This is a genomic window from Dactylosporangium sp. CA-139066 (genome assembly GCF_050936175.1).
In the GTDB taxonomy this organism is placed as follows: Bacteria; Actinomycetota; Actinomycetes; order Mycobacteriales; family Micromonosporaceae; genus Dactylosporangium.
Map to the genome: position 1 here is coordinate 964,699 of NZ_JBNJNH010000002.1, position 23,114 is coordinate 987,812.

Below are 23,114 nucleotides of genomic sequence, written 5' to 3' on the forward strand. Positions count from 1 at the left end.
TCCTGTGCGGTGATTCCCGGCTATTTCTCCACCTGCCGGCGAAACCAACGTATGCAGGTGTCCGGAACGGGTCAATTTAAGTTTCATCGTGCGCTTCCACGCCCCCGCGACAGGATCCACGGGCCGAACTTCAAGGGTTTTTAATACTCTTATTGATCGACGGAGCGCTGGCCGACCGCCAGCTGGTGCACCGGACGGCGGCATATGCCCGTTTTGCCCGCATAGCCGGGCGTCCCTGGGACATATCGAGGAATGCTGTCGTCGATCCACTTCGAACAGTTACCTGAATGGTTTTTTGAAGCTCTTCTTAAGTGCCCGTTAGGGCTTCTTTCGGGAACGCCGGGGACCACATTGTTCGGACGCGACGGCACACCGGCAAGGTTCGTACACATGTTCGTCCACAGCCTGTGGATAGAACATGTGTACGGACGCACGCGGCGGCTACCGCGGATCACGCTGCGGCACGACTCGATCGACCGGTCCTCGTTCGTGCCGGGCGTGCTGCTCGCGGTCGCCTAGATCCGGTACACGGCGCAGTGCCCGGACCGGAACATCAGCGTCGCGTACCGCGGCAGGTCCGGCGACGGCGGCATGATGTCGTCCTCGGTGAACAGCCACCTGACGTGGTACTCGTCGCGCAGCACCCCGATCGTGCGCGGCGACGGGTCGGCGAAGGCGGCGTCGTTGTCCGCGAGCAGTCCGGCGTTCCAGTACCGGGTGTGCTCCTGCGGTACACCCTGAACGGCCTCCTGGTTGTGCGCCTCGGCGGTGTAGGCCCAGGACTCGACGAGCACCCGCCGCTCGGAGTAGGCGGCGATGCCGAAGTGCCGGCGGTCGCAGGCCGAGCGGCCCCGGCGACCCTCGTAGGCGCAGTGCATGTTGGTGGCGACGAGGTCGTTTGGGTCCGAGTGGTCGCGCAGCCAGCGGCCGGCCTCGAGGGTGCCCTGGGTGACGACCGGCCAGAGGTCGGCGCGCTCGCTCCAGCCGTTGTCGCGGCCGTCGGTGTAGGCGTAGGCGAGCTGGCGGGTCGCGGTCGGCGCCGTGGTGCCCAGCAGGAACACGACGACCAGGCCGGCGGTGAACGCGCTGCGCCGCCGCCACGCCATGAACGCGCCGCCGAGCGCGACGGCGGCGATCGCGGCCCAGGGCCAGACGAGCGCGGCGGTGACGGCGGCGGCGCGGCGCTCGGGGCCGATGACGGGCACGCCGGAGCCGTCGAGGAGCCTGACCGCATAGACGAACGCCGCCCCGACGAGGAAGGCCGCGCCGACCGCCCGGACCGGGAAGGTCCGGCGTCGCAGCAGCTCCAGCAGGCCCCACGTGGCCAGGGCGGCGATGTAGGGGCGGGCGCCCTGCAGGAAGAAGCCCTCCGCCTGGCCGCCCGAGTGGCCGAACAGCAGCAGCACCGCCGCGCCGGCCAGGCCCAGGCCCAGCAGCAGTACGGCGTCGGGGTCGAGGAGGCGCCGGCCCAGCGCCGCGGCGCCGCACCACATGACCATCCAGGCGAGCAGCGTCAGGGCGAGGAGCACCACCAGGCGGTACCACCGCGGATCCGCCGTGTAGTGCGTGCTCACGCCGGCCGGGTTGCGCCGCAGCGCGTCCAGCGGGCCCAGGCCCAGGCCCTGGCTCTGGCCGCCGAAGAGCACCAACTGCGCGAACACCGTCCAGCCGAGCACGATCCCGAACGCGGCCGCGGCGGTGCGGTGCAACCGGCGCCGGCGCACGGCGTGGACCGCGAGCACCAGCAGCAGGCCGCACAGCAGCGTCGGCAGGAAGCTCGCCTTCGCGCCCATGACCGCGGCCGGCAGTACCGCCAGCGCGGCCCACCGGCGCCGGTCCCGGTGCTCGCCGCGCAGGAGGTCGAGCAGCACCAGCATGAGCGGCACGAACACCAGGGCGCCGAACGTCTGGGTCGGGCTCGTCCACAGCGTCAGGCGCACGTTCGACCCGTCGTCGGTCGCGTTAAAGCCGTAGTCGCGGTAGAAGAGGTCCTGGACCCAGCCGTACGGGTCCGGGGAGAGCACGAAGAACGCGGCCGCGGCGGTCACCGCGCCCGCGGGCCACGAGCCGCCGACGCGGCGGCCGAGGGCGGCGACCGCCACGACGAGCGCGAAGATCACCGGGAGCATCGACAGGCGCGTGACGAGCACGTACGGCTCGATGCCGGTCGCCCAGCTCGCCGCGGCCATGTCGGCGTAGGCGAACCAGTGGTAGTAGATCGGCTCGCTGGTCACCCACGGCGTGACCAGGCCCATGTGGTGCTTGAGCTCGCCCACGAGGGCCAGGTGGAACGGCAGGTCGATGTCGGGCTTGCCGTAGCTGGGCCACGCGAAGCCGTGGTGGCGGTAGTAGAGGGTGCTCCAGAAGAGCAGCGCGAGCGCGATCCCGGCGAGCGTCCACGAGTGCCAGACCGGCGCGCGGCCCGCCTCGCCGGCGCCGCGCCAGTAGCGGCGCAGCGGGCGCACCAGGGCGAACGTGGCGATGATCGCGGCGGGCAGCGCCAGCGCGGCCAGCGGGGCGCCGGCGGCGCGCGCGGGGACGTAGGCGAGGACCTCCGCGCCGTACCCCACGGCCGTGCCGACGGCGAGATCCTCGCCCGGGCCGCGGGAGCCGCGGTGCACGAGCCGCCACAGCAGCAGGCCGGGCAGCGTGACGGCGAGCCCGACGTACGCGGCAAACACCAGGAAGGCGGGCAGCGAGACCCCGTAGAGGTGCAGGACGGCCGCGGTGGCGGCGGCGACGAGCCCGGCCGGCCACCAGCCCGACCGCCACGGCGTCCGTCGCGCCCGCCCGGCCCGCTCGGGGCGCCGCTGCGATTCGTCCCGCTCCGCCAGGGGTGTCAGGGCCATGCCCGCTTCCTATCGTCCCGGCCGCGGGCCCGCAGAATTTCGCGCACGGATTCACCCGCATGGCTACTCTCGGGCCGTGAACGACTTCGATGCATCAATTGCGGATGCGCTCGCCGCGCCCACCGGCGGGTGGGACTTCTCGTTTCTCGACGGGCGGACGCACTGCGCGGAGACGTCGTGGTCGTACACGGATCTCGCCCGGCCGCTGATCGACGCCGCCGGCGCGCTGCTCGACGTCGACACCGGCGGCGGGGAGCTGCTCGCCGCGTTCGCGCCGCTGCCGGCGCGGACCGTCGCCGTGGAGAGCCACCAGCCCGCGGTCGCCGCCGCCCGGCTCGGGGCGCTCGGCGTCGCCGTGGTGCCGGCCCTGGCCGACGCCGGCGGCGGGTTCGACCTCGTCCTCAACCGGCACGGCCGGCTCGACGCCGCCGGGACCGCGCGGGCGCTGCGCCGGGGCGGCACGCTGCTCAGCCAGCAGGTCGGGGCCGAGGACTGCGCCGAGCTCAACGCCGCGCTCGGCGCGCCGCCGCCGCGCCCGGCCGGTGCGTGGTCGGCCGCGGTCGCCGCGGAGGCCCTGGCCGCGGCCGGGTTCGCGCTGCAGGAGGTGCGCGAGGAGTTTCCGGAGCTGACCTTCGACGACCCGGGCGCGATCGTGTTCCAGCTGCGGATGGTCGCCTGGCAGATCCCGGACTTCTCGATCGAGCGGCACGGCGCACGCCTCCGGGCGCTGCGCTATCCGTTCACGGTTCGCACGCATCGATTTCTCATTCGAGCGTCCAATGGATAGCGACGGTTTCCGCCGTACAAATCCCAATGCTTTTCGGCCATTGTTCACGTGCCAATTCATTTCATCCGCTATGCCAGCCAGCAGACTGCGGGCATGGACATTCCTCGCATGGGGCTGCCCGACCATCTCGCCGCCCGGCTGAGCATGGCGGAGCAGCACGAGCTGCTGCGCAAGAAGCACCGTGTGTCGCGCCGCGGCATGCTCGTCGCCGGGGCCGCCGGCGCCGGCGCGGTCGCCGCGGCCAGCATCGCCGGCCGGGCGTTCGCCGACAAGACTCCCGAGTTCTGGCAGCAGCCCGACCGGCTGCCCGGACACCTGGTGGTGCCGTTCGCGCGGCACCTGGCGTACGGCGCGAACCCCCGCTCGCAGGTCAGCGTCGGCTGGCAGGTGCCGTCGTTGGTGACGCGCCCGTTCGTGCGCTACGGCGACTCGCCGTGGAACCTCGGCCACAAGGTCCCGGCCGAGATCCGCGCGCTGCACTCCGAGGTGCCGGGCGCCATCGCCCCGGTCGACCAGTACTACGTGCACGCCTCGCTCAACGGCCTGCAGCCCGGCAAGACGTACTTCTACGCGGTCGGCCACGACGGCTTCGACCCCACCGACCTGTCCACGTTCGGCCGGGTCGACTCGTTCACGACGGCGCCGTCGCGCCGCCGGGTCGCCGGCCCCTTCACCTTCACCGCCTTCGGCGACCAGGGCGTGAGCTACCACGCGCTGAGCAACGACGGCATCATCGCCCAGCAGAACCCGGTGTTCCACCTGCACGCCGGCGACATCGCGTACGCCGACCCGAGCGGCCAGGGCAAACCGGTCAGCGCCGACGGCTCCAACGGCACCGACGTCTACGACCCGCGCACCTGGGACCAGTTCCTCGCCCAGACCGAGTCGATCGCCGCCTCCGTGCCGTGGATGGTCGCCACCGGCAACCACGACATGGAGGCGCTGTACTCGCCGAACGGCTACGGCGGCGACATCGCCCGCTTCGACTTCCCGGGCAACGGCCCCCAGCACTGCCCGAGCGTCTACTCCTACATCTACGGCAACGTCGCGGTCGTCTCGCTCGACGCCAACGACGTGTCCTACGAGATCCCGGCGAACCTGGGGTACAGCGGCGGCTCGCAGACCAAGTGGCTCGAGGACCGGCTGCAGTTCCTGCGCCAGCAGCCCGACGTGGACTTCATCGTCGTGTTCTTCCACCACTGCGCGTACTCGACCACCAACCAGCACGCGTCCGAGGGCGGCGTGCGCACGCAGTGGGTGCCGCTGTTCGACAAGTACCAGGTGGACCTGGTCGTCAACGGGCACAACCACATCTACGAGCGGGCCGACACGCTCAAGGGCGGCGTCTCCAAGAAGACGCCCATCGGCGCGACGACCCACCCGGACAAGGACGGCACGACGTACGTCACCGCGGGCGCGGCCGGCCGGTCGCTGTACAGCTTCCCGGTCCCCGACTCGTACGCCGGGCACGTCAACGACCTCGACTCGGTGCCCAGCTACGTGTGGGCGAACGGCGCGGTCAAGGTCACCGAGACCGTCACCTGGTCGCGGGTGCGCTACACGGGCTACTCGTTCCTCGCCGTGGACGTGCAGCCGGCCGCCGAGGGCCGCAAGACCAGCCTCACGCTGCGCGCGCTCACCGAGGCCGGCCAGGAGATCGACCGCGTGGTCATCGAGCGCACGGCCGGCGGCGACAGCCGCAAGCGCACGACGCTCAGCGAGGACCAGGCCTAGGCCGGTGGCGGGCCGTCACCGCGTTGGCGGCCCGCCACCTTGCCCAGCACGTCCTTGAAGGTCGCGTAGGCCTCGGCGCCGACCGCCTCGGCGTGCCCGCGCTCGATGTCGGCCAGGATCGCGGCCGAGCGGCGCATCTGGTCCAGGCCGCGCTCGGTCGGCACGACGAGCTTGGCCCGCCGGTCCTGCGGGTCGGGGTGGCGCCGCACGTACCCCAGCGCCTCGAGCTCGTCGACCAGGGTGCCGATGACCTGCTTGTGCTGCCCCGACTGGTACGCCAGGTCGGTCGCCCGGCTGCCCGCGGCGTCGAGGTAGGCCAGCACCGCGCCGTGGCGGGGCCGCAGCCCGGGGTGCCCCTGCTCGGCCAGCCGCCGGAACAGCTCCTTCTGCAGTGCGAACAGCACCTGCGCGCTGAGCACGCCGAGGTCGCGATCCTTGGTCATCCCCGCCTTCTTATGCCGCGACCGGCTCCGGACGCAAGCTGACGCCGTCTGTTTTTGTTATGCCGCGACCGGCTCCGGACGCAGGCGGCCGGCCTGGACGCCGCCGGCGCCACCCTGGCTCTACCTAGCAGTGTGCCTTCGCGGCGATCCCGGCCTCGGCCGCCGGCGCCTCGACCGCGGCGCCCGACGTCTCCGGTACCGGCTCTGCCGAGGCTGAGGCCGCGGGGCTGCGCCCCGGCGCGGAGTTCTTCGGCGCGACGCTGCCGGCCTCCTTGACCCCCGGCCGCTGCACGGCCCCCGGCGTGAGCGTGACCCCGCTCAGCATCGTCCGCCGCCCCGCCGTGTCGGTGACCCGCACGGTGAACGGCCCGTTCCCGGCCCCGCTCTCGGCGATCCAGTAGTTGTAGTCGGTCCGCCCGAGGCTCTTCCAGGCCGCCCCGGCCTGCAACTCCACGGAGGCCACGGGATTCCCGGTGTTGTCGAACCGCAGCGCCAGCCAGTACCGCGACGACCCCTCCTTGACCCGCACGGTGACGGGCCCCGGCACGGACGGACTGGTCACCGGGCTGTACGTGACCTTGATGATCCCGTCGCCGATCTCCCCGATGCGCGCGAACGCCTGCCTCGACAGATCGATGTGCCCCGCGGCGCACTCCGGGCACCGATCGGCGACCTTGACCCGGACGGTCCCCTTGGGCCCTTTCACGTCGAGGTACCCCCCGCAGGCGGCCCCCGCCTTGTACTCGGCGTTACCGAGCGCAACCACCAGCGGCTCCGCCACCTTGTCGAACGAGCAGTTCCCGCCGCCGTCGGCCGCGTAGTACGTCGCCTGCCCGGTCGTCGCCGCCACGGCCGCGCAGGCCGCTCCGGACGCCTGCGCCACGAGGGCCACGGTCGCCGCACCGGCCACGACGACGCCGGCCGCCGCGACGACCCAGGTCCGCCGGCCTCGCCACCAGGGCACGCCGGTCACGCCACGCTCAGCCACGGCGGCATCGTATCGACGGAGCCCCCGCAGGACCCCGCGCCAAAGCAAACCTTAAGAGTCCCCGCCCCTCAGCCCGCCACGCGCTTCCGGCGGCGACACCCCGAAGCGAAAGCTGCGCGCGGACTAGCCCCACCAGAAGACGGAGGCGATGATCGCGTACAGCGCGACCAGTGTCGCGCCCTCGAGCCAGGTTGACTCGCCGTCGAAGACGATGAAAGCGACCGCGATCACCGTAACCGCGACCGACATGATGAGCATCGGGGCGAAGACCAGGGTCAGGGTGGTCGCCGTGAAGAGGCTCAGCAGGACCAGCGCCGGGGCCAGGACCAGGGCGATCTGCAGCGGGCTGTTGATGATGACGCTGAGGGCGTAGTCGGCCTGGTTCTTGTACGCCAGCTTGATCCCGATGACGTTCTCGATCGCGTTGCCGGCGATGGCCACGATCACCAGGCCGGCGAACGCCTGGGAGATGCCGAGGGCGTCGATGGCGGGCTCGAGGGCGTAGACGAACCAGTCGGAGACGAGCGCGGCGCAGCCGCTGGCGACCGCGAGCAGGCCGACGGCGATCCAGATCGGCCAGCGCGGGGGCTCCATGTGCACGTCGTTGGCCGCCGAGGCGTTGCGCTTCAGGCTCGCCGGCAGCGAGAGGGCGAAGACCAGCAGCAGGATGACCGCGACGAAGATCGACAGCGACTTCTCGTGCGGCTCGGCGGGGGTGTGGACGTACGAGGCGAGGCTCGGCAGGACCAGGGCGCCGGTGGCGAGCACCATCAGCACCATCGTGGTGCGGGCGCGCTCGGAGTTGAACCGCTGGGTGCCGTGCTTGAGGCCGCCGGCGACAAAGGACAGGCCCAGGACCAGCAGGATGTTCGACAGGATCGAGCCGATGATCGCGGACTGCACGACCGAGACGAGGCCGGCCTTCAACGCGAAGAAGCCGATGAACAGCTCGGGCAGGTTGCCCAGCGCGCCCTGCAGGACGCCGGTGGCGCCGGCGCCGAAGCGGTCGCCGAGCTGCTCGACGCTGCGCCCCACGAGCGACGCGAGGGCCGCGACGGCGGCGCCGGCGACCGCGAACGCAAGGACCGACGGGACGCCCGTGTAGCGGGTGACCGCGGCCAGGCCGACGGCGACGGCGCAGATGCCGAACACCATGAAGTCCGAGCGTATGAAGGTGCGTGCGGGTGCGGGGGCGGCGTCCACAGTCACGTCGTCGAATATCGCAGACGATCACAACTGTGTCGCGACCGCCGCCGTGTACAGTTCCCGCAGTTTGGCGGCCCGGGCCGGGCGGCCCCGGCCCACCCACTCAATGCGACCGGCCAGGTGCGCGGCGAAGTCGGGGTGCCCGTCCCGGTTGGCGGCGGCGAGCCCGTCGCGGGCCGCGGCGTGCAGGATGGCGCGCAGCCGGTCGTACTCCTCCCGCGGCGCCGCCGGCCGCTCGTTCACGACCAGCCCGGCCAGCAGCTGCCGGTCGCCCTGGCCGCGGATCCTGGTCTTGGCCGGGTTGATCCGGAACCCCTCCGCGGCGGCGATCCGCTCGACGAGCCGCACCAGCCGGCGGGCCGCGCCGCGCGTGAGGTCGCCGGAGAACGCCAGGTCGTCGGCGTATCGGGTGTAGACGGCGGCGAAGGCGTCCGCGGCGGCGGCGAGGCGCCGGTCGAGCCGGTACGTGCACAGGTTGGCGATCGCCGGCGACGTCGGCGCGCCCTGCGGCAGGTGCGGCGCGCGCAGCACGAACCCGCCGGGGTGGCCCCGCAGCACGTCGGCCGGCGTGGCGGTGGTGCACAGCGCGGCCAGCGTGTGTGCGACCGGCTCCGGGTAGCCCATCGCGCGGAACAGGCCGTACACCCGGGAAATCGAAATGCTTGTGAAGAACGCGGCCAGGTCCAGCCGGACGACGACCGGCCGGCCCGCGTGTGGCGCGGCGAACGTGAACGCCGAGCGGCCGGGCACGAATCCGTGAGCCGCGGGGTGGACGGGCACGCGCCCGAGCAGGTCGTCCAGCAGCGTGCGCTGCAGCGCGCGCAGGCGCGGTTTCGGCGCCTCGATAAGCCGATGCGGGCGCCATTGGTACCGGTAGTGCCGCAACGGGTCGACCGCGGTCTTCCGGTTGATCTCGCGGCGGTCCGCGAACCAGTCGAGCCGGTCCCCGTCCACGCCCAGGAACTCGGCCAGCGCCGCCAGGTCGTCGATCGGCGGCGTGTCCCAGCGCAGGCGCACAACTCGCGTCGGCACCGCGCGGCGCACCGCGATCCGGTTGGGCAGGAACGCCGGCAGCTGGGCCTCGAGGAAGCCGGCCAGCTCGCGGGGCCGGTCCGCGGGCGCGACGCGATACGCCCCGAGCACCCGCGTGACCAGCGGCCCCATCCACCGCGGCCGCCGGCCGAGGGTCTCGAAGCCGGCCGCGAGCAGCGCCGGGCGCCGCCAGTCCGCGGCCAGGAACGCGAGCGCGAGGGCATGAGCGGCAGCGCGCCCCGACGTTGCCCGGTCGTGCCTGCCCGGACTCGCGCGAAGCGCGGCAGAGGGCCGGCGGTGCGCTGCGGTGCTCAATCCTGCGTCCCCGGGGTTGCCCCGGAGCGATCACGGCGAGCCGTGACCAGCTCGGGACGCGCTGCCACGCCGCCACCCTACGGCAGGCGGTGCTGATACTCCTGCAGCGCACGCCGGGCGAACACCTGCTGGAACGTGGCGACCCGCTCCGAGCGCCCGCGCCCGATGAAGCTCACGAACCAGTGCAGCACGGCCGTGACCCGGTTCTTGAAGCCGACGAGGTACAGCAGGTGCACGACCAGCCACAGCAGCCACCCGAGCAGCCCGGCGAACCGGAACCGCCCGATGCTCGCCACGGCGGAGAAGCGCGAGATGGTCGCGAGGCTGCCCTTGTCGAAGTACTTGAACGGCTGCCCGGTCGGCTGCCCCGCCAGCCGCTTGCGGATCTGCCCGGCGGCGTGCCGACCGCTCTGGATCGCCACCTGGGCCACGCCCGGCAGCTGGTCCAGCGACATCATGTCGCCGACGGCGTAGATCTCCGGGTGGCCCGGGACCGTGGTGTCCGGGTTGACCTTGAGCCGGCCGGCCCGGTCGACCTCGGCCCCGGTCGCCTCGGCCAGCTGCCGGGACAGCTCCGGCGCGGCCACCCCGGCCGCCCACATCTTCGTCATCGACTCGATGCGCCGCCGCCCGTGGGCCGTCTCCACCTCGATGCCGGTCTCGTCGACGTCGACCACCTTCGTGCTCAGCTCGACCTCGACGCCGAGGCGGTGCAGCTGGCGCAGCGCCTGCGTGGAGAGGTGGTCGCCGAACGTCGACAGGACCGTCGGGAGCGCGTCGATCAGGATGATGCGGGCCTGCCGGGGGTCGATGTTGTGGTACTGCCCGGGAAGGTGCCGGTGCGCGAGCTCCGCGATCTGCCCGGCCATCTCCACGCCGGTCGGCCCGGCGCCGACCACGACGAACGTCAGCAACCGCTCGATCGCGGCCGGGTCGGTCTCGAGCTCGGCGAGCTCGAACGCCCCGAAGATCCGCCCGCGCAGCTCGAGCGCGTCGTCGATGCTCTTCATGCCGGGCGCGAACTCGGCGAACTCGTTCTTGCCGAAGTACGACTGGGAGGCCCCGGCCGCCACGATCAGTGAGTCGTACTCCACCTCGTAGCTGACCCCCGGCGCCACCGCGGTCACCTTGCGCGCGTCGGGATCGATCCGCGTCACGGTGCCGAGCAGCGTCTTGACGTTGCGCTGGCGCTTGAGCACCTCCCGGATGGGCGGCGCGATCTCGCCCTCCGACAGAATCCCGGTCGCCACCTGGTACAGCAACGGCTGGAACAGGTGGTTGGGGGTGCCGTTGATGAGGGTGATGTCGACCGGCGCGCCCTTCAGCGCCTTGGTCGCGAACAGCCCCCCGAACCCGGCACCGACGATGACGACCCGGTGCCGCTGCTCCGCACGCTCGTCCATGTGCATCTCCCGATGAAGCAGTGGATCGTGCACTTCAAGTACACCACCGCCGGGCCGAGATGGCGGTGTGTCGTGCGCTACCTAGCGTTCCAGCAGCCCGCGAACGTACGCGGCCTGCCCGACATGCTGCGCATCATCGTCGAGGATGCTGACCAGCCGCACCCCGAGCGACACCGGCGGGTCCCACCGCTCGTCCACGATCCGGTCGAGATCCTCGGCCGTGAGCCGGGCCACGTACGCATGCGTGCGGGCGTGCACGGCGTCGAAGTACTCCAGCAGCACCTCCGCCGACTCGGGCCTCACCGCGGCGACCTCCTCCGGCGCGTGCCCGTAGCCGGTCTCGTGCGTCTGCGGGTCGAGCCCGAACCGCTTGGCGTACGCCCCGGTCACCCAGACCTGCTCGGACCCGTCGTCGAGCAGGTCGTTGATGTGGTCGTCCTGCACCCGGGTGAGATGCCACACGAGCCAGCCGATCGAGTTGGCCCCGGGCGCGGGCGCCCACCGCAGCTGCTCGGCATCGAGCCCCTCGACGGCCCCGCGCACCAGGTCCGGCAGCCGCCCGAACCCCTCGACCAGCAGTTCGCTCACCTGCATTACGCTCATCCTCCTTCAGTCAACCCGTCCCTGTTTACCCTCTTCCGCGCAACCCATGGGTACCGCCGCCGGATGCTGCAACAACACCCCGCCGGGCTGGTTGTGGCCCGCTGCTACGGTGCCGGCGTGTGGACTCCCGAGTCCTGCCCGACGCGGCGGCCGGCGCTCGTTGCGACGTTGCCGGTGCCGGACGCGTGGCACGAGTCGTACCTGCCGCCGGCGGTCGGCGGGGACCTGCTGCTCGCCGCGGGAGGCCCCGCGCCCGCCGCGACGGATGACGCCGAGCCGTCCCTGATCGCCCTGGTCGCACTCGACGTGGCCGCCGGCACGGAGCGGTTCCGGGTATCGATGCCGCCCGCCGCGCGGGGCGGCGAGGCCAGCCAGGTGGGCCTGCCGCATCCGCTGCCGGACAACCGCATCCTCCTGCCGGTGTACCGCTGGGAAGAGTCGTTCACGGTGTACCTGATCGACGCGGACGGGCGGATCCTGCGCGAGGACGACCTCGCGGCGGGCCGGGAGGTGGAACTGGACGTGTACGGCGCCGACCTCGGGGTCAAGCTCTGGCAGGAGCCCCTCGCGGTGGGGCCCGACGCCTACCTCGCGTCCTGGGTGTACCGCGCCAGGTCGTGGCACCTGCAGTGCCGGGACCTCGCGACCGGAGCGCCCCGCTGGGAGGCGAGAGAGCGCGTCATCGCCGTGGCCGGGGACGTTGCCGTCACCGAGACCGCCCCCGATCCGCCCGAGACCGGCGGAGCGATCGTCGGCCGGGCGCTCGCCGACGGCACCGAGCGATGGCGGCTGCCGCCGGCCCCGATCTACCCGGAGCGAGCCCGCACCTTCGGCGCGGTGCTGGGAGACTCGCTGGTGCTGGTGGACCGCGGACGCCGGCTCGCCGCGGCCGCGGAGCGCGAAGAGGCTCTCGTCGACCGCGCGGTGGAGCTCGGCGTGGAGCCCGACCAACTCGACCTCGACGACCTGCCCCTGCCCGGGGAGGACCTGGCGGGGTACGACCTGGCCGACGGGCACGAACGCTGGCGGTTCCCGGTGGACGGCGAGGTCGTTTCGGTCGCCGCGGGACCCACGACCACCTGCGCCGTGACCGTCGACACCGCCGGGCGTTGCCGGCTGGAGCGGATCCGGCTGGACGGGCAGCGCGACGAGCCGGTCACCCTCGACATCGACCCGCCGGCGATCGCGTACGTCGACGACGTCCACCTGCTGCTGGCCGGCGCCACCGAGCTGGTGTGCCTGTCGACTCTCGCACCGCGGACGGTCCTGTGGCGGCTCCCGCTGCCGGACAGTCCCCTGGTACCCCGCCCGAACCCCGGCGACCGCCGGATCCTCACCGCGTCGATCGCCGTCACGCAGCACCGCATCGCCGTCCGCGGCTTCGACGCGGTCCGCATCTTCGCCGAGTAGCCGCCCCCGGCGCGCTCGCGGCCGCACGACCCACCCGATTTCCCCGCCCAGTCGCTCGCTGCCCTTCGTCAACCCGTAGCCCGTCAAAGCCACCTGCTTGTCGGTGCCACTCCATAACGTTACTGTTATGGCATGGCGTCGCCGGAATGGGTCGTCGAGTTTCATCCTGAGTGCGAGAAGTGGGCCGAGGGCCTGGACCAGACGGATGCCGAGGCGCTGCTTGCGGCGGTAAGAGTGCTCCGCGATCAAGGGCCGACTCTCGGGCGTCCGCTGGTAGACGTGATCGAGGGCAGCAATTACGCCAACATGAAGGAGCTGCGGCCCGGATCGACCGGCCGGACCGAGATACGGGTGCTGTTCGCCTTCGATCTGCGGCGGCGTGCGATCTTGCTGCTCGGTGGCGATAAGAGCGGCAACTGGTCCGGCTGGTACGAGGCGAACATTCCGATCGCCGACCAGCGGTTCGGTGAGCATCAGGCGGCGATGGCCAGGGGACGCGGCCGGCCGACGGCGGTGACCAGGAGGACTGGGAGGGGGCGGCGATGAGCCTGAAGGAGTGGGAGGCCCGAGTCCTGGCGGCCGACGGGGCCGCGGAGCGTGTGGCCGAGATCGAGGATGAGCTGCGGCTGGCCGCCGGGCTGACGGCGTTGCGTGAGCGGGCGGGGCTGAGTCAGGCCGACGTCGCCGCGCGGATCGGGGTGTCCCAGCCTCGCGTGGCCGCCATCGAGCGGTCGTCGAACATCACGATCGATCTCCTCGAGCGGTACGTCGGCGCGCTGCTGCCCGGCGGGGGTCTTGAGATCGTCGCGGTGCAGGGGCGGCACCGCTATCCGCTGCTCACCCCGGCGTCGGCGGCCGGCGGGGTCCGCAAGGTCGCGGCGGCGGTCCGCCGGACGGCCGTTCCCCGCAAGGGCAAGGCCGCCGGCGTGACCAGGAAGAAGGCCTCCTAGCGGGCGGGCACCGGATCGATCGCCGGTCAGTAGCGGATGTTGACGTTGCTGGCCTCGTGGGTGTCCGCCAGGCCGCCCGTTGCGCCGCTGAAGCCGACCAGCGTGCTCGCCGGCAGCTGGACCAGGGTGTCCAGGACCGTCACGCCGTCGATGGTCACCACCAGGTCGCCGCCGCCGCCGGCGCGGACCTGCACGGTGTGGTTGCCGCTGCGCAGGTTGGGCACGTTGGTCGCGCTGGCGATCAGGTTGACGCTGGTCTGGCTGGGGCCCGTGGTGCTGATCCCGACGAAGTTGCTCGACGGGTAGCCGGGCTGGGCGTACGTGATGAGGTCGACCGACACACCCGGAAGCGTGGCGCGGCCGAGGCCGCCGCCCGTGGGGCCGAGGGCGTTCGGGGTGCCCTGGGAGGCGTCGAGCAGCAGGAACGACATGCCGTCGGCGCCGCTGCCGTCGCCGATGTGCACGGTGAAGGTCGCGTTCAGGCGGGTGGGTGAGATCGGGGTCGACCAGATCGCGCTGCCGGCCTGCATCGCCGTCGGGCCGGTCAGGCGCAGGGTACCGCCGTTGACGCTCGCGGAGCCGTTGAGGGTCCAGCCGGCCGCGGGTGGGGGCGCGACCTGGTCGAGCGGGGCGCCGGCGGTGATCTGGACGTCGCGGACGGCGTGCACGTCGTTGTAGCCGCCGGTGCCGGCGCTGAAGCCGGCCAGTGCGGTGGCGCCGAGGGCGGGTACGCGGCCGCTGAGGACCTGGGTGCCGTCGATCGTCACGCCGATCGTGAGGCCGGTGACGCCGATTTTGACCTGGTGGGTGCCGTTGCGCAGGTCGGGGATCTGCGTGTTGGTGGCGGTATAGGTCAGGGCGGCGCCGGAGGCGATGCCGACCCAGTTGGACGAGTTCACGCCCGAGCCGGGGTACGTGCGGAAGGTGACGGCGACGACCGGCAGGCCGGCGGCGCCCACGCCGCCGCCGGGCTGGCCGAGGCCGGTCGGGGCGGCGGCCGGGTCCATGAGCACGAAGGCCAGGCCGTCGGCGCCGGAGCCGCCGTTGGTGGTCATCGTGAACGAGGCCGACAGCCCGTTGGTGTTGACCGGGGTGCCGTAGAACGCGGTGCCGGCGACGGTGTTCTGGGCCGGGGTCAGCACGGCCTCGGTGCCGGTCGGGTACGCCGCGCCGTTGAACCGCCAGCCCTCGCCGGGCTTGACCAGGGCCGTGCCGCTCGAGGTGATCGACACGTTGCTGACCGCGTGCTGGTCGGTCGCGCCGCCGGTACTTCCCGTGAACGCGACATACGTGCTGGGCGGCAGCTTCACCGCGCTGCTGATGACCTGCGTGCCGTCGATCGACACGGTGAGGGTGCCCGACGCCGTGGTGACGGCGACGGTGTGCGTACCGGTGCGCAGGTTGGGCACGTTGGTGGCCGTGGCCACGTACTGCAGGCCCTGCGCGTCCCACCCGTTGGTGACCCCGATGAAGTTCGCCGACGGGTCGCGGCCGGCCTGCCAGGTGTCGAAGGTGACGGCGACGCCGGGCAGGTTCTGGAAGCCCAGCCCGCCGCCGGTGCCGCCGAGGCTGCGCACGCCGTTGGACGCGGCGTCCAGCAGCGCGAAGGTCATGCCGTCGGCGCCCGTGCCGCCGCCCATCTGCACGGTGAAGGTGGCGTTGAGCTTGTCACTGGCGATCGGCGAGGAGTAGACGGCCGAGCCGGCGGCGCTGGTCACCACCGGGGTGAGCACCAGGTTGGAGCCGTTCATCGCGGCCGAGCCGTTGAAGATCCAGCTCCCGCCGATGATGCTCGGCACCGGCGTGCCGGAGGGCTTGGTCGCGGTGCCGGTGACGCTCACCGTGTGCGAGCCGTTGCCGTCGTTGGAGCTGATGACGTACTGCCCGGTGAAGGTCCCGGCGGCGGTGGGGGTGAACGTCACGTCGACCTGGACCTCGTCGTCCGGGCCGAGCACCTGGCTCTCCGGCAGCGGGGTGTTCACCACGAACGGCAGCGCCGGCGGCGCCGCCTTGGTGATCGTGACCGGCAGGTTGCCGGCGTTGCCGACGGTCAGCGTCTTCGTCACCGAGCTGCCGACCGGCACCGAGCCGAAGCTGAGCGAGCTCGGCGTGATGGTCAGCTCGGCCGAGCCGGTGACGCCGGAGCCGGTGATGGCGACGGTGGCCGTGCCGTTGGGGCCGGTGACCCCCAGCGTCCCGGTGTCGTTGCCGACGGCGGTGGGCCGGTACGTCACCCCGACCGCGATCGTCTGACCGGGCGCGACGACGGTGCCGTTCGCCGGTACCCCGGTGACGGTGAACGGCGCCGACGGCACGCTCGTGCCGGTCACGGTCTCGTTCGCGGTGCCGGTGTTGGTGAAGCTGGCGGTCAGGGACTTCACCGAGCCGACGGGCATGTTGCCGAAGTCGAGCGCCGGGGTGTTGGCGGTGAGGCCGGGCCGGGTGCCGTTGCCGACCAGGGTGGCGGCGACGGTGGTGGAGTTGCCGGCGTCGGTGACGGTGAAGCGCAGCAGCCCGGTCGCCGAGCCCGGCGCGGTCGGGCTGAACGACACCGGGACGGTGATCTTCTGCCCGGCGGCGAGGGTGACCGGCAGCGCCGGCGGGGTCGCGCCGAACGGCGCCGAGGTGCTCACCGCGGTGACGGTGATCGCGCGGGTGGCGGTCGCCGTGACGGTGCCGGTGCCGGTCTGGCCGACGGCGACGTTGCCGAGGTCGACCTGGGTGGCGGCGAGCGGGGACGTGGTCGGCTGGCCGAAGGCGTACACGTAGCCGTCGCGGGTGCCGACGTAGACGCGGCCGTTGGAGCTGGACGCGGTGGCGAACTTGCTCGCCGTACCGAACGGGAAGCAGCGCAGCAGGGTCAGCTGCTTGCCCGACGGGACCGCGCGGTAGGCGCACAGCCGGCCGTTGGCGCCGGTCGGGCCGTCGGAGCCGGTCATCCAGAGCACGGCGGAGCCGGCCGTGGTGCCGTCGGAGGTCACCATCGGGGAGCCGGACGAGAAGCCGTACTTCTCGGCGCTGTTGCCGGCCAGCGACAGCGCCGGGCGGCCGTCGCCGGTGACGCCGTACTTGAACGCGAGGATCTGCGAGTCGGCCTGCGCCATGTAGACGTAGCCGCCCTCGCCGCCGTAGGCCGCCGCCCGGCTCCAGAAGCCGTGGTACGGGCCGAGGACCTCGACGACGTCGTCGCCGCCGGCCACGCCCTGGGCCTTGCCGCCGAGGTGGTCGCGGTCGAGCAGGAAGACCCGGCCGTCCTTGCCGCCCATCACCATGAGATGCGGTACGGCGGCCGTGCCGAAGTACTGGTCGGGCAGGCCGACCGGCCCGCCGCTGCCGAAGTCCGCGTCGTTCTGGTCGAGCACGGCCGCGTCGGACGGGCTGAAGAAGTCCTTGGCCGAGATGACGCCGTTGGCGTCGACGCCGAGGCGCACCACCGACTGCGACAGCTGGTTGGGCGTCGGCGAGCCGAGGCTGTTGGGTGCGGTGATGCCGTTGCCGGTGGCGACGAACATCCGGCCGTTGCCGTCGGACATGATGCCGCCGCCGGCCTGCCAGATGCCGGAGCCCTTGTTGCTCGCGCCGACCTGGTCGGACCACAGGTTGACCACGCCGGAGGTGGTGTTCACGCCGGCGACCCAGCCGACGTAGGTGCCGTAGTCGCATTGGCTGCCGAAGCCGAGGTACACCACGCCGTTCATGAGCAGCAGGCCGGGGCGGTTGTTGACGTCCTTGGCGGCGAAGGGGTGGTCGGGATCGTTGGCCGGGGTACCCGCGATCCGGACCGGCCAGCCGGCGCGCTCGGCGCCGCTGACGAGGTTGATCGCGTGGAGGTACCAGTTGGGGTGATTGGCGTCGGGGCCGTCGTTGGTCTTCGTGCTGACGTAGACGTACCCGGTCGACGGGTCGTAGACGCCGGTCGCGGTGACGCCGATGTTGGGCACGAGGTCGGCGCAGCCGGTGGTGGCGGCCGGCCACGCCGGTCCGAGCGCGCGCGACCACTGCACGGCGCCGGTCGCCGCGTCGAGGCCGTAGACGTAGTTGTCCTCGGTGGCCGCCACGAGCGTGTTGCCGATGACCAGCGGCTGGGCGTACACCTGGCCCTGCACCTTGGTCGCGAACAGCTGGCCGAAGTTGCCGCTCACCACCGCGCTCGGCGACAGCGCCGGCTCCTGGGAGTCCCAGCCGGTGCGCAGCGTGTCCTTCGAAATCGTCGTGTTGTCGGCCAGCGCGGCCGGCGCGGCGACGAGCGGGGCCACGATCACCGCGGCGGCTAACGCGGCAAGGGCGACAAAACTCCGTAACCGGGACACCAGAGACCTCCTCAGCCCCCGATGACTGGGCCGGGACGTTACCGATCTCGCAACACGAAAACGATGGGCCGTTCAGCGGAACTGACCACTAGTCACTAATAATGACTATATGGTGGGCGTATGACTGTGATCGTGGAACTCACGCGGGTGCGGGTCGCGCCCGAGCAGACCGACGCGTTTCTGGCCGCGCGCCCCGGCATGCTGGACGACTTCCGGGCCGACCGGGCCGGCTTCCTCGGCGCGCGGCTCGTCCGCCTCGCCGGCGGCGAGTGGCTCGACATCGTCGACTGGGCCTCGGCCGCCGACCGGGAGGCGTCGCGCGAGAAGGGCGCCAACCGGCCGGGGATCGCCGCCTTCTTCGCCACCATCGAGGCGGTGGTCTCGGCCGAGGACGGGACGGCGGAGGAGCACCGGCCGCAGTAGACATCGTCACGTGACGGTGGCGGGATTATTCCGGGGTGATGCGGCTTTTGGAAGGTCGTGAATATCGAGAAAGGGTAACGACGAGGGTCTCGGCGATTCCGCTGAGGGCGGGCGGGCCGCTGCTATGGGCGTTGTCCCTGTTGGCCTGCACAAGAGGTGCCGATGAAGCTCATCTCGATCGTGTCCCGGGCCGCCGTCGCGACCGTCGTGACCACCACCGTGGCCGGGTTCGCAGCGGTGGCCGGCCCGGCGGCCGCGTCCGCGCACACGCCCGCGTTCAAGCTCCGTCCGGCCGTCGCCGGGCACGTCCAGAAGGTGTCCCGGACCACGCCGCTGTCCACGTCCGACTGCCTCGCGCAGATCGGCATCCACTGCTACTCGCCGCTGCAGTACCGCACGGCGTACAACCTCAACCCGCTGTACGCCCGCGGCATCACGGGCAAGGGGCGCACGATCGTCATCGTCGACTCGTTCGGCTCGCCCACGATCCAGCACGACCTCGAGGCGTTCGACGCGCAGTTCGGCCTGCCCAACACGACCGTCCAGGTCGTCAAGGCCGGAGACGTCCCGCCGTTCGACCCGAACAACGCCGACCACGTCGGCTGGGCTCAGGAGACCACGCTGGACGTCGAGTACGCCCACGCGATCGCGCCCGACGCCAAGATCGTGCTCGTGGAGACCCCGGTCGCCGAGACCGAGGGCGTCACCGGCCTGCCCGAGATGATGGACGCCGAGAAGGCGCTCATCGACAAGGGCGTCGGCGACGTCATCTCGCAGAGCTTCGGCGCCACCGAGAACACGTTCCCGGGCTTCGACCAGGGCAACTTCTCGAGCATCCAGCGGCTGCGCTACGCCTACGAGGACGCCGCGCGCCACGGCGTCACGGTGCTGGCCGCGTCGGGCGACGCCGGCGCGACCGACTACCAGGCCAACGGCGAGGACCTCTACACGTTCCCGGTCAACTCCTGGCCGTCGTCGGACCCGCTGGTCACCTCGATCGGCGGTACGCAGCTCAACCTCGACAACTCCGGCAACCGCCTCTCGCCCGACGTCGTCTGGAACGACGGCTACGGCGCGGGCGGCGGCGGGCTGTCGCACGTGTTCCCGCGGCCGGCCTTCCAGACCGGGGTCCGCTCGGTCGTCGGCAACCACCGCGGTACGCCGGACATCTCGATGAGCTCGGCGGTCGACGGCGGCGCGTGGGTGTACTACACGTTCGTCGGCGCCAGCTCGCCGTGGCACATCTTCGGCGGCACCAGCGAGGCGACCCCGATCTTCTCGGGCATCGTCGCGCTCGCCGACCAGCAGGCGGGCCGCCGCCTCGGCGACATCAACGCCGCGCTGTACCTGCTCGGCGCCGGCAGCACCCACACGCACCTGCCGACCGGCCTGGTCGACGTGACCTCGGGCGACAACAGCTTCGAGGGCGTCACCGGCTTCCCGGCCGGTGCGGGGTACGACCTCAGCTCCGGCTGGGGAACGATCGACGCCAGCAAGTTCGTCCCGGCGCTGGCCCTGCTCTGACGCGGTTCCTCTGAACGCGCAACGGCGCGGCCCGCTCGGGCCGCGCCGTTGCTTGTTTCCTTATTTCTCTATGTCGAGCCCGGAGGCTCAGGCGACGAACTTGACGTTGCGGCGGCGGCGGTACACCACGAAGAGCACCGCGCCGACGAGCACCATGCCGGCGCCGACGCCGACGATCAGGCCGGTGTTGTCACCGGTGACGGGCAGGCTCGGGCCACCCGAGGGCGAGGCCGACGGGCGGGCCGTCGGCGACGAGTCGACCGCGGCGGCGCAGGCCCGGACCAGGTCGAACGAGCTGTCCAGCAGCGGCACGCTGACGGCGAAGCCGAAGAAGAGGCCCCAGCCCTGCGGGGTCTTGATCCAGCCGCCGTTGTCGACGAGCTTGCCGGTGACGCCCGCCGGGGCCGGCTTGGTCGGCAGCTCGATGTCCTTGGCGGAGGCCTGCTTGCTGATCTGGTCGCTCTTGGCGGCCAGCGCGCTCTCGATCGCCTGCGGGTCGTCGCCCGTCACGTCGAGCTCGAAGACGCCCTTGGCGTTGAGGACCAGGGCGACGGCGTCGGTCTTCTCGTCGTCGGCCGGGCCGTTGGCGTAGATGAACACGTAGTTGAGGTCGGTGTACTCACCGGCGGGCTTGCTGAACAGCCAGCCGTCCTTGCCCGCAACGGCGACACCGGTGTCGATGCCGGCACAGCCCTTGTTCGGCGCGGTCGCGGCGTAGATGCCGGTATCCGGCACGTTCAGGATGGCGCCAGGGGCGTCATCATCCGCGGCGTGGGCCGGCGTGCCGAGCCCGGCGATGAACAGGGCGGTGACGGTGGCCGCGGTGGCGGCCCGGGCGATCCCCCGAAGGTTCATGAAGTCCTCTTCGCATGCGGCCTTCCAATGACCGTGGGAATCTCTCAGCGAATTCATAGGTTTGCAACGCCACGATTCGGACTTAATCGGCCCATAAGATTCCAGGCGAGCCTATCGGCCCACCTCTTTATGGCCGAAAGGATGACATCCTCCGATGGACATCGTCACTCCGCGATACGGCGCCCAGACCAAGAGTCACAGCTCAGGCGGGGTGGATGCCAGCGTCAGCACCACCGAATCGATGTGCCGGCCCCTGTCGTCCTCGGGCCATTTCAGGCCCGCGCGCCGGTGATCGCCGCGCCGGACCGCCGGCCGGGCGCGATCCACTCGCCGACCACGTCGGCGGTGAACCCGGCCGCCCACTACGCGACGGCGGGCAGGGCGGCCATTTCACTCCAGCGGACTTTGCTTCACAACCGGATCGGGCCCTGCTGCACTCCTAGTGGTTCGGGAGGCCGGATTGCGGGATGAGCAGGAGTTCGTGGAGTACGTCCGGGCGCGTATGCCGTCGTTGCGGCGGCTCGCGTACCGGCTGTGCGGCCAGTGGGCGGCCGCCGACGACCTGGTGCAGGAGTGCCTGGTCGCGCTGTACCGCCACTGGGGCCGGGCGAGCGCGGCCGAGTCGGTCGACGCGTACGTGCGGGCGATCCTCGTCCACGCGTACCTCGCCGAGCGCCGCCGCCCCTGGTCGCGCCGCGTCCAGCCGATCGCCGAGGCGCCCGACACGGTGGTGACGCCGGCGCCGGTCGAGCACCGCCTCGACGTGCGGGCCGCGCTGGCCGCCCTCACCCGGGGCCAGCGGGCCGTGCTCGTGCTGCGGTACTGGGAGGACCTCGACGTCGCCCAGACCGCCGCCGCGCTGGGCTGCTCGCCCGGCACGGTCAAGAGCCAGACGTCGTACGCCATGGCCGCCCTGCGCCGCCTGCTGCCCGACTACACGCCGGAAGGAGGGCCCAGGCCGTGAGGGACCTGTTCGCCGCCCTGCCCGACGATCCCGCGCCGCCGCTGGCGTCCGGCTACCTCGACGAGGTGCTCACCCGCGGCCGCCGCTCGGTGCGTCGCCGCCGCCTCGGTACCGCCGCCGCCTGGACGATCATCGTCCTGGCTCTCGCCGCGCTGTTGCTTCCGGGTGTACCGCTACCCGCCCGCCCGGCGTCCCCGGCCCACCACCCGTCGCTGCCCGACCACTTCGCCGGCTACTCAGTGCTCACGAGCACCGTGGAACGCGACGCCCCCGGCCGCGCGATCGCCATCTACGGCTACGGCAACGGCGAGACCCTCAACATGTTCCAGCCGCTGGTCGTGGGCGCGGACGGGGACACGTACCGTCGCGTCGGCGCTCTTGAGGAACGCAACGGCGCGCTGGGCCTGCTCTCCCCGGACGGCACCCAGGTCATCCTGGGCGACGACCGGGGTCCCGCCCGCGATCTGGTGCTCGTCGACCTGACCACGGGCCGGCACCGCTCGATCCCGTTGCCCGCGCCGCTCGGCGTACGCCTGCTGGCCTGGTCCCCCGACGCCCGGTACGTCGCGTACAGCGCCGGCGCGGTCGGCCCGTCCGACGGCAGCTCCAACTTCGTCGAGTCGGAGGTCCTGCGCATCGGCACCCTGCGCCTCCTGGACGTGACCACGGGCCGCAGCACCGAGATCCCGTCGATCAGGGGCCCGTGGACCGCCGCGTTCGCCCCCGACGGCACCCGCTTCGCGGTCCAGGTGGCCACGACGGCCCACATCCTCGACCTGCGGGGCACCGAGCAGGCCGCGATCCCCCTGGGCGACGGCCACGGCCTGGTCGCCGGCGCCGGCTGGACCCCGGACGGCCGCTACCTGACCACGGTCCCCTGGACCGGCACGGAGCTGGACCACAGCACGTTCCTGAGCCTGGAGGTCGCCGCCACCTTCGTCCCGCTCGCCGGGCCCGCCACACCGCCCGCCGCGGTGGAGGACGTGGTACGGGTCCTGGGCTGGCGCGACGCGACACACATGATCGCCGCCACCACGAACGGCAGCGCCCTGTCCCTGACCGAGATCAACCTGACCACGGGCGACCGGCAGATCCTGTCGAACTTCGACACCGCCATGACGTGCGAGCTCGGCATGCAGCACTGTGAGGTGTATGACCTCCAGCTGGCCACCGGCCTGCTGCCCGACCTCACCGTCCGTCACGCCCGGTCCCCGGACCGCGGCCCCTGGCCCTGGCTGCTGCGCATCCCGATCGCCGTCGCACTGATCGCCGCCGCGACCCTGTTCCGGCTCCTGCGCCGCCGGCGCCGCTAGGAGGC

At 72.1% G+C, this 23,114-nt stretch carries 19 protein-coding genes; 10 read left to right on the forward strand and 9 right to left on the reverse strand.

The genetic code is table 11. From position 1 onward, the window contains the following. Positions 1 to 390 precede the first annotated feature (390 nt). Positions 391 to 519, forward strand: coding sequence for a hypothetical protein (locus ACQEVU_RS49180; protein WP_433337115.1), 129 nt, complete (start codon positions 391 to 393; stop codon positions 517 to 519). Here the strand turns inward: ACQEVU_RS49180 and ACQEVU_RS49185 are convergent. Then, a complete protein-coding gene (locus tag ACQEVU_RS49185) occupies positions 516 to 2,849 on the reverse strand; it encodes a hypothetical protein (protein WP_433337117.1) in 2,334 nt (777 codons plus the stop codon). The genes ACQEVU_RS49180 and ACQEVU_RS49185 overlap by 4 nt on opposite strands. Before the next feature lie 76 nt (positions 2,850 to 2,925). On the opposite strand from ACQEVU_RS49185, the gene ACQEVU_RS49190 reads away from it, so the two are divergent. Both ACQEVU_RS49190 and ACQEVU_RS49195 read left to right on the forward strand, forming a co-directional pair. Further along, entirely contained in the window at positions 2,926 to 3,636 is a 711-nt protein-coding gene (locus tag ACQEVU_RS49190) for a class I SAM-dependent methyltransferase (protein ID WP_433337119.1), read from the forward strand. Positions 3,637 to 3,729: 93 nt separating this feature from the next. Beyond that, positions 3,730 to 5,370 carry a purple acid phosphatase family protein gene (locus ACQEVU_RS49195; RefSeq protein ID WP_433337121.1) on the forward strand — a complete coding sequence of 547 codons (1,641 nt, stop codon included), beginning with the start codon at positions 3,730 to 3,732 and terminating at the stop codon, positions 5,368 to 5,370. On the opposite strand, the gene ACQEVU_RS49200 is transcribed toward ACQEVU_RS49195, so the two are convergent. The 6 genes from ACQEVU_RS49200 to ACQEVU_RS49225 form a co-directional block, all read right to left on the reverse strand. Then, a complete protein-coding gene (locus ACQEVU_RS49200) occupies positions 5,367 to 5,813 on the reverse strand; it encodes a MarR family winged helix-turn-helix transcriptional regulator (RefSeq protein ID WP_433337123.1) in 447 nt (148 codons plus the stop codon). The genes ACQEVU_RS49195 and ACQEVU_RS49200 overlap by 4 nt on opposite strands. A 124-nt stretch (positions 5,814 to 5,937) precedes the next feature. Then, entirely contained in the window at positions 5,938 to 6,801 is an 864-nt protein-coding gene (locus ACQEVU_RS49205; RefSeq protein ID WP_433337125.1) for an expansin EXLX1 family cellulose-binding protein, read from the reverse strand. A gap of 123 nt (positions 6,802 to 6,924) precedes the next feature. Beyond that, entirely contained in the window at positions 6,925 to 7,956 is a 1,032-nt protein-coding gene (cax, locus tag ACQEVU_RS49210; RefSeq protein WP_433337127.1) for a calcium/proton exchanger, read from the reverse strand. Positions 7,957 to 8,031: 75 nt separating this feature from the next. After that, positions 8,032 to 9,354: a reverse transcriptase family protein gene (locus tag ACQEVU_RS49215; protein WP_433337129.1), complete on the reverse strand. Its 1,323-nt coding sequence runs from the start codon at positions 9,352 to 9,354 to the stop codon at positions 8,032 to 8,034. A 77-nt stretch (positions 9,355 to 9,431) separates the two neighbouring features. Beyond that, positions 9,432 to 10,757, reverse strand: coding sequence for an NAD(P)/FAD-dependent oxidoreductase (locus tag ACQEVU_RS49220; RefSeq protein ID WP_433337131.1), 1,326 nt, complete (start codon positions 10,755 to 10,757; stop codon positions 9,432 to 9,434). A gap of 81 nt (positions 10,758 to 10,838) precedes the next feature. After that, positions 10,839 to 11,351, reverse strand: coding sequence for a mycothiol transferase (locus ACQEVU_RS49225; protein ID WP_433337133.1), 513 nt, complete (start codon positions 11,349 to 11,351; stop codon positions 10,839 to 10,841). A 72-nt stretch (positions 11,352 to 11,423) separates the two neighbouring features. Between ACQEVU_RS49225 and ACQEVU_RS49230 the strand changes: the two genes are divergently transcribed. From ACQEVU_RS49230 to ACQEVU_RS49240, 3 genes are all read left to right on the forward strand, one after another. Further along, entirely contained in the window at positions 11,424 to 12,770 is a 1,347-nt protein-coding gene (locus tag ACQEVU_RS49230; protein WP_433337135.1) for a hypothetical protein, read from the forward strand. A gap of 132 nt (positions 12,771 to 12,902) precedes the next feature. Continuing rightward, entirely contained in the window at positions 12,903 to 13,316 is a 414-nt protein-coding gene (locus ACQEVU_RS49235) for a type II toxin-antitoxin system RelE/ParE family toxin (protein ID WP_433337137.1), read from the forward strand. Continuing rightward, positions 13,313 to 13,720 (forward strand): helix-turn-helix domain-containing protein, encoded by a 408-nt coding sequence (locus ACQEVU_RS49240; protein WP_433337139.1) that lies wholly within the window; start codon positions 13,313 to 13,315, stop codon positions 13,718 to 13,720. The genes ACQEVU_RS49235 and ACQEVU_RS49240 overlap by 4 nt, the downstream gene beginning before the upstream one ends. 26 nt (positions 13,721 to 13,746) lie before the next feature. Here the strand turns inward: ACQEVU_RS49240 and ACQEVU_RS49245 are convergent, their stop codons facing one another. Beyond that, positions 13,747 to 18,030 carry a lectin-like domain-containing protein gene (locus tag ACQEVU_RS49245; protein ID WP_433337141.1) on the reverse strand — a complete coding sequence of 1,428 codons (4,284 nt, stop codon included), beginning with the start codon at positions 18,028 to 18,030 and terminating at the stop codon, positions 13,747 to 13,749. Positions 18,031 to 18,150: 120 nt separating this feature from the next. Here ACQEVU_RS49245 and ACQEVU_RS49250 point away from each other — a divergent pair, with 120 nt between their 5' ends. Both ACQEVU_RS49250 and ACQEVU_RS49255 read left to right on the forward strand, forming a co-directional pair. Next, positions 18,151 to 18,453, forward strand: coding sequence for an antibiotic biosynthesis monooxygenase (locus ACQEVU_RS49250; RefSeq protein ID WP_433337143.1), 303 nt, complete (start codon positions 18,151 to 18,153; stop codon positions 18,451 to 18,453). A 162-nt stretch (positions 18,454 to 18,615) separates the two neighbouring features. Further along, on the forward strand, positions 18,616 to 19,977 hold the full coding sequence (locus ACQEVU_RS49255; RefSeq protein ID WP_433337145.1) for a S53 family peptidase: 1,362 nt from the start codon (positions 18,616 to 18,618) through the stop codon (positions 19,975 to 19,977). A gap of 87 nt (positions 19,978 to 20,064) precedes the next feature. On the opposite strand, the gene ACQEVU_RS49260 is transcribed toward ACQEVU_RS49255, so the two are convergent. Beyond that, a complete protein-coding gene (locus tag ACQEVU_RS49260) occupies positions 20,065 to 20,832 on the reverse strand; it encodes an LPXTG cell wall anchor domain-containing protein (RefSeq protein WP_433337147.1) in 768 nt (255 codons plus the stop codon). Positions 20,833 to 21,292: 460 nt separating this feature from the next. Between ACQEVU_RS49260 and ACQEVU_RS49265 the strand changes: the two genes are divergently transcribed. After that, complete coding sequence (locus ACQEVU_RS49265; RefSeq protein WP_433337149.1) at positions 21,293 to 21,796, forward strand: SigE family RNA polymerase sigma factor; 504 nt, start codon at positions 21,293 to 21,295, stop codon at positions 21,794 to 21,796. Further along, positions 21,793 to 23,109 (forward strand): WD40 repeat domain-containing protein, encoded by a 1,317-nt coding sequence (locus ACQEVU_RS49270; protein WP_433337151.1) that lies wholly within the window; start codon positions 21,793 to 21,795, stop codon positions 23,107 to 23,109. Before ACQEVU_RS49265 ends, ACQEVU_RS49270 begins: the two co-directional genes overlap by 4 nt. The last annotated feature ends 5 nt before the right edge of the window (positions 23,110 to 23,114 follow it).

Coding starts and splice junctions, on each gene's coding strand:
- ACQEVU_RS49185 (WP_433337117.1), bottom strand. CDS start 2,849: ATGGCCCTGACACCCCTGGCGGAGCGGGACGAATCGCAGCGGCGCCCC.
- ACQEVU_RS49200 (WP_433337123.1), bottom strand. CDS start 5,813: ATGACCAAGGATCGCGACCTCGGCGTGCTCAGCGCGCAGGTGCTGTTC.
- ACQEVU_RS49195 (WP_433337121.1), top strand. CDS start 3,730: ATGGACATTCCTCGCATGGGGCTGCCCGACCATCTCGCCGCCCGGCTG.
- cax (WP_433337127.1), bottom strand. CDS start 7,956: ATGGTGTTCGGCATCTGCGCCGTCGCCGTCGGCCTGGCCGCGGTCACC.
- ACQEVU_RS49225 (WP_433337133.1), bottom strand. CDS start 11,351: ATGCAGGTGAGCGAACTGCTGGTCGAGGGGTTCGGGCGGCTGCCGGAC.
- ACQEVU_RS49250 (WP_433337143.1), top strand. CDS start 18,151: ATGACTGTGATCGTGGAACTCACGCGGGTGCGGGTCGCGCCCGAGCAG.
- ACQEVU_RS49235 (WP_433337137.1), top strand. CDS start 12,903: ATGGCGTCGCCGGAATGGGTCGTCGAGTTTCATCCTGAGTGCGAGAAG.
- ACQEVU_RS49220 (WP_433337131.1), bottom strand. CDS start 10,757: ATGGACGAGCGTGCGGAGCAGCGGCACCGGGTCGTCATCGTCGGTGCC.
- ACQEVU_RS49230 (WP_433337135.1), top strand. CDS start 11,424: ATGCTGCAACAACACCCCGCCGGGCTGGTTGTGGCCCGCTGCTACGGT.
- ACQEVU_RS49255 (WP_433337145.1), top strand. CDS start 18,616: ATGAAGCTCATCTCGATCGTGTCCCGGGCCGCCGTCGCGACCGTCGTG.
- ACQEVU_RS49180 (WP_433337115.1), top strand. CDS start 391: ATGTTCGTCCACAGCCTGTGGATAGAACATGTGTACGGACGCACGCGG.
- ACQEVU_RS49240 (WP_433337139.1), top strand. CDS start 13,313: ATGAGCCTGAAGGAGTGGGAGGCCCGAGTCCTGGCGGCCGACGGGGCC.
- ACQEVU_RS49260 (WP_433337147.1), bottom strand. CDS start 20,832: ATGAACCTTCGGGGGATCGCCCGGGCCGCCACCGCGGCCACCGTCACC.